General features: G+C 48.3%; 6 protein-coding genes. 5 read left to right on the plus strand and 1 reads right to left on the minus strand.

The annotated features are described in order from the left end of the window. Positions 1-117 precede the first annotated feature (117 nt). Positions 118-1,296 carry an enoyl-ACP reductase FabV gene (gene fabV / locus WG8_RS08765; protein WP_007429772.1) on the plus strand — a complete coding sequence of 393 codons (1,179 nt, stop codon included), beginning with the start codon at positions 118-120 and terminating at the stop codon, positions 1,294-1,296. Positions 1,297-1,411: 115 nt separating this feature from the next. Here fabV and WG8_RS08770 read toward each other — a convergent pair whose 3' ends face one another. Next, positions 1,412-1,615, minus strand: coding sequence for a hypothetical protein (locus tag WG8_RS08770; RefSeq protein WP_007429773.1), 204 nt, complete (start codon positions 1,613-1,615; stop codon positions 1,412-1,414). 165 nt (positions 1,616-1,780) lie between these two features. Between WG8_RS08770 and WG8_RS08775 the strand changes: the two genes are divergently transcribed. From WG8_RS08775 to WG8_RS08790, 4 genes are all read left to right on the plus strand, one after another. Continuing rightward, positions 1,781-2,932: a sn-glycerol-1-phosphate dehydrogenase gene (locus tag WG8_RS08775; RefSeq protein ID WP_007429774.1), complete on the plus strand. Its 1,152-nt coding sequence runs from the start codon at positions 1,781-1,783 to the stop codon at positions 2,930-2,932. A gap of 196 nt (positions 2,933-3,128) precedes the next feature. Then, positions 3,129-4,229, plus strand: a complete 1,101-nt coding sequence (locus WG8_RS08780) for a GntR family transcriptional regulator (protein ID WP_007429775.1) — start codon at positions 3,129-3,131, stop codon at positions 4,227-4,229. Positions 4,230-4,586: 357 nt separating this feature from the next. Next, complete coding sequence (gene araD / locus WG8_RS08785; protein WP_007429776.1) at positions 4,587-5,297, plus strand: L-ribulose-5-phosphate 4-epimerase; 711 nt, start codon at positions 4,587-4,589, stop codon at positions 5,295-5,297. Beyond that, positions 5,294-6,476 (plus strand): ribulokinase (locus WG8_RS08790; RefSeq protein WP_007429777.1); only part of this gene is annotated, 1,183 nt, incomplete at its 3' end. The genes araD and WG8_RS08790, both read left to right, overlap by 4 nt.

Genomic DNA, 6,476 nt, shown 5'->3' on the forward strand with positions numbered 1-6,476 from the left:
TCAGTTGTCTCAAGCACTATGTTAGGTGTTGAGCCGCAAGCTATTTTACTATATAGTTATGACTGGACAATCATTCCATCGATATTAAATGAATGCCTAAATAGGGGGACCCTTGCAATGATTATTAAACCGAAAATTCGTGGTTTCATATGTACGACTGCGCATCCTGCAGGATGTGCGGCTCATGTCAATCGTCAAATCGATTACATCAAAGACAGCACGCCTCTACAAGGAGCTAAAAAGGTACTCGTGATCGGCGCATCTACAGGCTATGGGCTGGCTTCCCGCATTGCTGCGAGCTTTGGTATGGGAGCTGATACCATAGGAGTATCCTTCGAACGTCCCGCTTCAGAGGGACGCACGGCTTCGGCAGGCTGGTACAACACGGTGGCCTTTGAAAGAGCGGCCAGAGCGGCTGGCTACATAGCGGAAAGCATTAATGGAGATGCTTTTTCTCATGAAATGAAGCAGGAGACGTTGAAGCTGGTAAAGGAAAAGCTGGGCAAGGTAGATCTGATTGTGTATAGTGTCGCCTCACCGCGGCGGACACATCCAGATACTGGTGAAACCTTCAATTCCGTTCTCAAGCCCATTGGGCAGCCGTTTACGAATAAAACGGTGAATACGAATACAGGTGTCGTATCAGAAATTACGCTGGAACCGGCTACGCAGGAGGAAATTGAGAACACCATCACGGTCATGGGGGGCGAAGATTGGTCTTTATGGCTCAAGGCGCTGGAAGAAGCCGATCTGCTGGCTGATGGGGTAACCACACTGGCCTACTCGTATATTGGTCCGGAGATCACGGAGGCCATCTATCGCAAAGGAACGATTGGTCAAGCCAAAAACGATTTGGAGGCCACAGCGCATACATTAACGAAGCAACTGGAGCGTTATCATGGTAAAGCCTACGTTTCTGTAAATAAAGCTTTAGTTACACAATCGAGTTCGGCTATTCCTGTTGTGCCTCTGTATATTTCCTTACTGTTTAAGGTCATGAAAGAAAAGGGATTACATGAGGGATGCATTGAGCAGGCGCAGCGTCTGTTCGAGAAGCTGTATAGCGGGTCAACTGTGGAAACGGACGAGGAAGGGCGCATTCGTCTGGATAACTGGGAAATGAGAGAGGATGTACAGGAGGCTGTCAAAGCAGCCTGGTCCGAGATCACTACAGAAAACGTGTCTGAACGGGGCGATCTCGAACAGTACCGTCTGGACTTCCTTCAATTATTTGGATTCGGGTTTGATGAAATTGATTATGAATTGGATGTTGATCCAGAGGTTCACACCCATTAAGACTCAAATATGAGTCAAATAAAAACGGGTACACTCAAGCGATGCAAATGGCTTGTGTGGCCCGTTTTTTATGTATGCGGACATGTGTACATTTTGTTTATTCCACCGATTGAATTTATCGGGAATTGGACGAAGAAAGCGATTTGCGGTGAAGCAAGCGAAAAACAGCAATGGTGATGATAATTCCAGCAATACCAAAGACGCTGACAGAAGTCAGAGCTCGATAGGCTTGCCAGCCGAACAAAAAAGCAATACCGCTGCCAAAAGTCGTACCTGCCAGTAATCCAAGCGCACAGGCAATGTCCGTTCTATATTTCATAATCATATTCCTTTCTAATGTATGAATGAAACAGTAACTTGTACTTTTCTCTGGACTTGGACATGAACTTGTGCGTACAATTGAGTAGTAATCGTTTTCAAACTGAATTTTTTATCATTATGGGTCATTCTTATGCAAATTATTCCTTTTCAGGAGGCTGATGAAATGAATATGAATGAGCAGATCAAGCAGTGGAACGAAGAGGCGCAGGCAAGCAACGCTGATCACCCTCACCGCAAGGTAGAGTTGTTCATTGAGGTGCGTGATGGAGCGCTTGAAGCTGTCGTCCCTTATTTAAATCAACAGGGGTATCGTCATGTAACCTTGGTAGAGGATGAGCATACTTCGGCAGCGGCAGGCCAAAAGGTGGCTAAGCTGATACGCGAGGCAGGATTGACGGTTGATGTGGTCCGACTGCCTCCGAATGCTGTGGGAGATGTCATCGCTGATGAAACCTATATTATGAAGGTGCTGCTGGGCGTGAAAGATCAGAGTCAGGCTGTACTGGCTGTAGGCTCCGGTACGATTCACGATCTGGTTCGCTTCGTATGCTATAAAATGAATCGTCCGTTCTTGTCCGTACCGACGGCCGCTTCCGTGGATGGTTTTACCTCTGCAGGAGCGCCGCTGATCGTAGACGGCAGCAAGCAAACATTTCAGGCGGTTCCGCCGGAAGCGATCTTTGCGGATCTGTCCGTGCTGGCGAGTGCACCACAGACGATGACTGCCGCAGGCTTTGGCGATATGCTCGGTAAATTCACCTCATTAGCAGATTGGCATGTATCCAGAGATTTGGGAAATGAGCCGTATTCACCCGTGGCTAACCGGATTACCGAGGAGGCTTTACGTGCCTGTGTAGAGCATGTCGATGAGATTGCGGCAGGCAGCAGGGCAGGCGTCGAGGTGTTGATGAATGCACTGATTGCATCCGGTATTTCGATGCTGATGATCGATCATTCGCGTCCAGCGTCGGGGGGAGAACACCATATTTCCCACCGAATTGAAATGGATTTTATTGCAGAGGGACGCAAGCAGGTTTTGCATGGGGCCAAAGTGGGCGTAGCTTCCGCCTTGCTGTCTGACATGTACAGGGAATTGGCTGCTAGCCAGGATGTGGAGGCTTTTAAAGTATATCAGGCTTTGCCTACATCGGAACAGATCCGCGCATGGCTCGCTCATGTCGGTGGCCCATCCACTATTGTCGAGCTTGGAGTTACGGAGGAGCAGCTTGCTCGTGCTTTGCGCACGGCTCATACTTTGCGTGACCGCTATACAGGACTCAAGTATATGAATGAGCATCAACTGCTTCGTTCGTAATGTGCTATCTTTGCGGATGGTCTATAGATATTTAGCCAAGCATGCGTAACAAAGGAAAGGATTGGCGAATGGGTTTACGCCTCCGGCGGCTATACAACAATATCCTGGTCCTATAACATTTGTATGTACAAATGAACGATATGCTATAATCGTGGAATATGAACGGGTACACGATATTGCAAGTACGGAGGAAATTATGGCACCCAAATATATACAGGTTAAACAGGAAATTTTATCATGGATTCATTCATCCAAACTGGAGCCTCAAAGCCAGCTTCCATCTGAACATGAAATGTCTGAGCAATTTGCGGTTAGTCGGCAAACGGTGCGGCAGGCGCTGGGCGAGCTGGTACAGGAAGGCTGGCTGTTTCGCATGCAGGGCAAGGGCACCTTTGTCGCGACACGGGATCGTAAGCAACCCGAAGATCCACGGACGATTGGGGTGGTCACGACCTATATATCGGATTATATTTTTCCCTCTATTGTACAGGGGATTGAATCCAAATTAAGCCGTCAGGGCTACAAGCTGCTGCTGTCCAGCACAGGGAATGACCCCGAGCAGGAACGCCAGTGTCTGGAAATGCTGCTGAGTCAGCCGCTGAGTGGAATTATTATTGAACCGACCAAAAGCGGGGAGCGTAATCCCAACTTGAATTATTACTTGACCGTGGAAAATCGCCAAATCCCTTATTTGATGATCAATGCGCGTTATGAGGAAATGGATGCGCCTTGTCTGCGTGTAGATGATGAAAAGGGTGGTTTTTTGGCGGCTGAGCATTTGATCAAGCTGGGTCATCGACGGTTGGCCGGATTTTTCAAAACCGATGATATGCAGGGAATTTTGCGGATGAAGGGGTTTGTGGCTGCTCACCGCAAATATGGGGTGACATTACACCCGAATGCAGTAACGACTTACCGGACAGAAGAAAAAAATGAGCTTCCATTACAACGTGCATCGGAGCTGTTGGCGATGGAAGCGGGGGAGCGCCCGACCGGATGGGTGACCTATAATGATGAGCTGGCTGTTCGACTGCTGGATATTGTACGTTCGGCAGGTCTGAGCATTCCCAATGATTTATCGCTGATTGGGTTTGATGATTCATTTTTGGCGACAGCAACGGAAATCAAGCTAACGACCATTCGGCATCCCAAGGAAGAATTGGGGCTGCGTGCTGCCGATACCATGCTGTCAATGATTGAAGAGAAGGGCTATCGTGAAGAGGATCGTCAGTGGATTATACCGCCTGAGCTTATTGTTCGCGAATCCACAGGGCCAGCCCCGGGAAACGTAGGGTAGAATTTCAGTTACTTTTATTTTTATGAACATGTAAGGACAAGTTAGTGAGTATACGGCTTCAAAGCGGTATATTTTCTCGGCATACTTCTCGCCGCACTTCTCGTCACACTATAGCAGCCTGTTTTCTCAATTGCAGAAAATAGGCTGTTTTTACTATGTTTTTTCTGAAAACGGGTGTGGGAATTGATCGAAAAAAGAGATAAAAAAAGACTGGCTAAGTTGTACGTACAAGTGTATAATGAAAGCGGAACCAAGGATAAAGGGTCGTAACGACCTTCCTGTCATTTTCATCAGAAGTTGGGTTCAGTCACTTCCATTGCAGATTTCAGAAATGATAGTAAAAGGAGTGTCTTATACATGTTGGAACAATTGAAAAAGGAAGTATGGGAGGCCAATCTGGCGCTTCCAAAGCATGGTCTGGTTACTTTTACTTGGGGAAATGTAAGCGGTATCGACCGTGAGCAGGGATTAGTTGTTATCAAGCCAAGCGGTGTGGCCTATGAAGATCTGAAGGCTGAACAATTGGTTGTACTTAATCTTCAAGATGATATTGTTGAGGGTGATCTTCGTCCTTCATCTGATACGCCTACACATTTGGCGCTGTACCGTGCTTTCCCGCAAATTGGAGGCATTGTGCACACCCACTCCTCCTGGGCTACAAGCTGGGCGCAAGCAGGACGTGCGATTCCGGCGTTAGGTACAACGCAAGGCGACTATTTTTATGGAACCGTTCCATGTACTCGTGCGATGACTTCGGAGGAGATTGCCGGGGAATATGAGCTGGAGACAGGGAATGTGATCATTGAGACCTTTAAGGATATTAGTCCAACAGACATTCCGGGTGTACTCGTGAATCAGCACGCGCCGTTCACTTGGGGTAAAAATGCTCATGATGCAGTTCATAATGCGGTTGTGCTGGAGGAAGTTGCCAAAATGGCATACCGTTCCCTCATTCTGAATCCGGAATTAACCTCGATGGATCAGGCGTTGCTGGATAAGCATTTTCTGCGCAAGCATGGGGCAAATGCCTATTATGGGCAAACGAAAAAGGAGGAGGCACACAAATGAGCAAGTATACCATTGGTGTCGATTATGGAACGGAGTCCGGCCGTGCGGTCATTGTTGACCTGTCAAATGGAGCCGAAATTGCTACGCATGTAACACCATATCGCCATGGGGTTATTGATGAAGTGCTGCCAGGTAGCGGACGCAAGCTGGAAATGGACTGGGCGCTGGAGCATCCGGCTGATTATATTGAAGTGCTGACCACTTCTGTACCTGCTGTTATGAAGGAAACGGGGATTTCCCCAGATGACATCATCGGGATCGGGATTGATTTTACGGCCTGTACGATGCTCCCGATCGACGCACAAGGACAACCGTTGTGCTTTGACGAGAAGCTGAAGGATAACCCGCACAGTTGGGTAAAGCTGTGGAAGCACCATGCAGCACAGGATGAAGCAGATCGTTTGAATGAAATTGCTTCTCAGCGCGGAGAGGCGTTTCAACCCCGCTATGGAGGAAAAATTTCGTCCGAATGGATGATCGCAAAAATCTGGCAAATTCTGAATGAGGCACCGGACATTTATGATCAGACAGACCGTTTTGTAGAAGCGACAGACTGGGTTATTTCTCAGCTCAGCGGGGAGCTGAAGCGTAATCAGTGTACAGCTGGCTATAAGTCCATTTACCATCATCGCGATGGTTATCCGGACCGCGAATTTTTTAAGGCGCTTGATCCGCGTCTGGAAAATCTGACGGATACGAAGCTGCGCGGTGAGATTTATGATTTGGGTAGCCGTGCAGGTGGATTGACAGAAGAAATGGCTGCAAAACTCGGGCTGAATCCGGGAACAGCGGTAGCGGTAGGCAATGTGGATGCACATGCGGCTGTTCCGGCAGTAGGCGTCGTTACACCAGGCAAGCTGGTCATGGCGATGGGAACTTCTATTTGCCATATGCTGCTCGGCGAGGAAGAAAAAGAAGTAGAAGGTATGTGCGGTGTTGTAGAGAACGGAATTATCCCGGGATATTACGGATATGAGGCTGGACAATCGGCAGTAGGAGATATTTTCGCCTGGTTCGTGGAGCATGCTGTTCCGGCTGAGGTGAAGGAGCAGGCAGCTGCGGAAGGCGTAAACGTCCATGTATGGCTGGAGCGTAAAGCGGCTGAATATAAACCGGGTGAAACCGGATTGCTCGCACTGGACTGGTGGAACGGTAATCGTTCTGTCCTGGTTGATACCA

It is taken from the genome of Paenibacillus sp. Aloe-11, from assembly GCF_000245715.1.
GTDB classification, from domain to species: domain Bacteria; phylum Bacillota; class Bacilli; order Paenibacillales; family Paenibacillaceae; genus Paenibacillus; species Paenibacillus kribbensis.

Coding starts and splice junctions, on each gene's coding strand:
- fabV (WP_007429772.1), top strand. CDS start 118: ATGATTATTAAACCGAAAATTCGTGGTTTCATATGTACGACTGCGCAT.
- WG8_RS08770 (WP_007429773.1), bottom strand. CDS start 1,615: ATGAAATATAGAACGGACATTGCCTGTGCGCTTGGATTACTGGCAGGT.
- WG8_RS08775 (WP_007429774.1), top strand. CDS start 1,781: ATGAATATGAATGAGCAGATCAAGCAGTGGAACGAAGAGGCGCAGGCA.
- WG8_RS08780 (WP_007429775.1), top strand. CDS start 3,129: ATGGCACCCAAATATATACAGGTTAAACAGGAAATTTTATCATGGATT.
- araD (WP_007429776.1), top strand. CDS start 4,587: ATGTTGGAACAATTGAAAAAGGAAGTATGGGAGGCCAATCTGGCGCTT.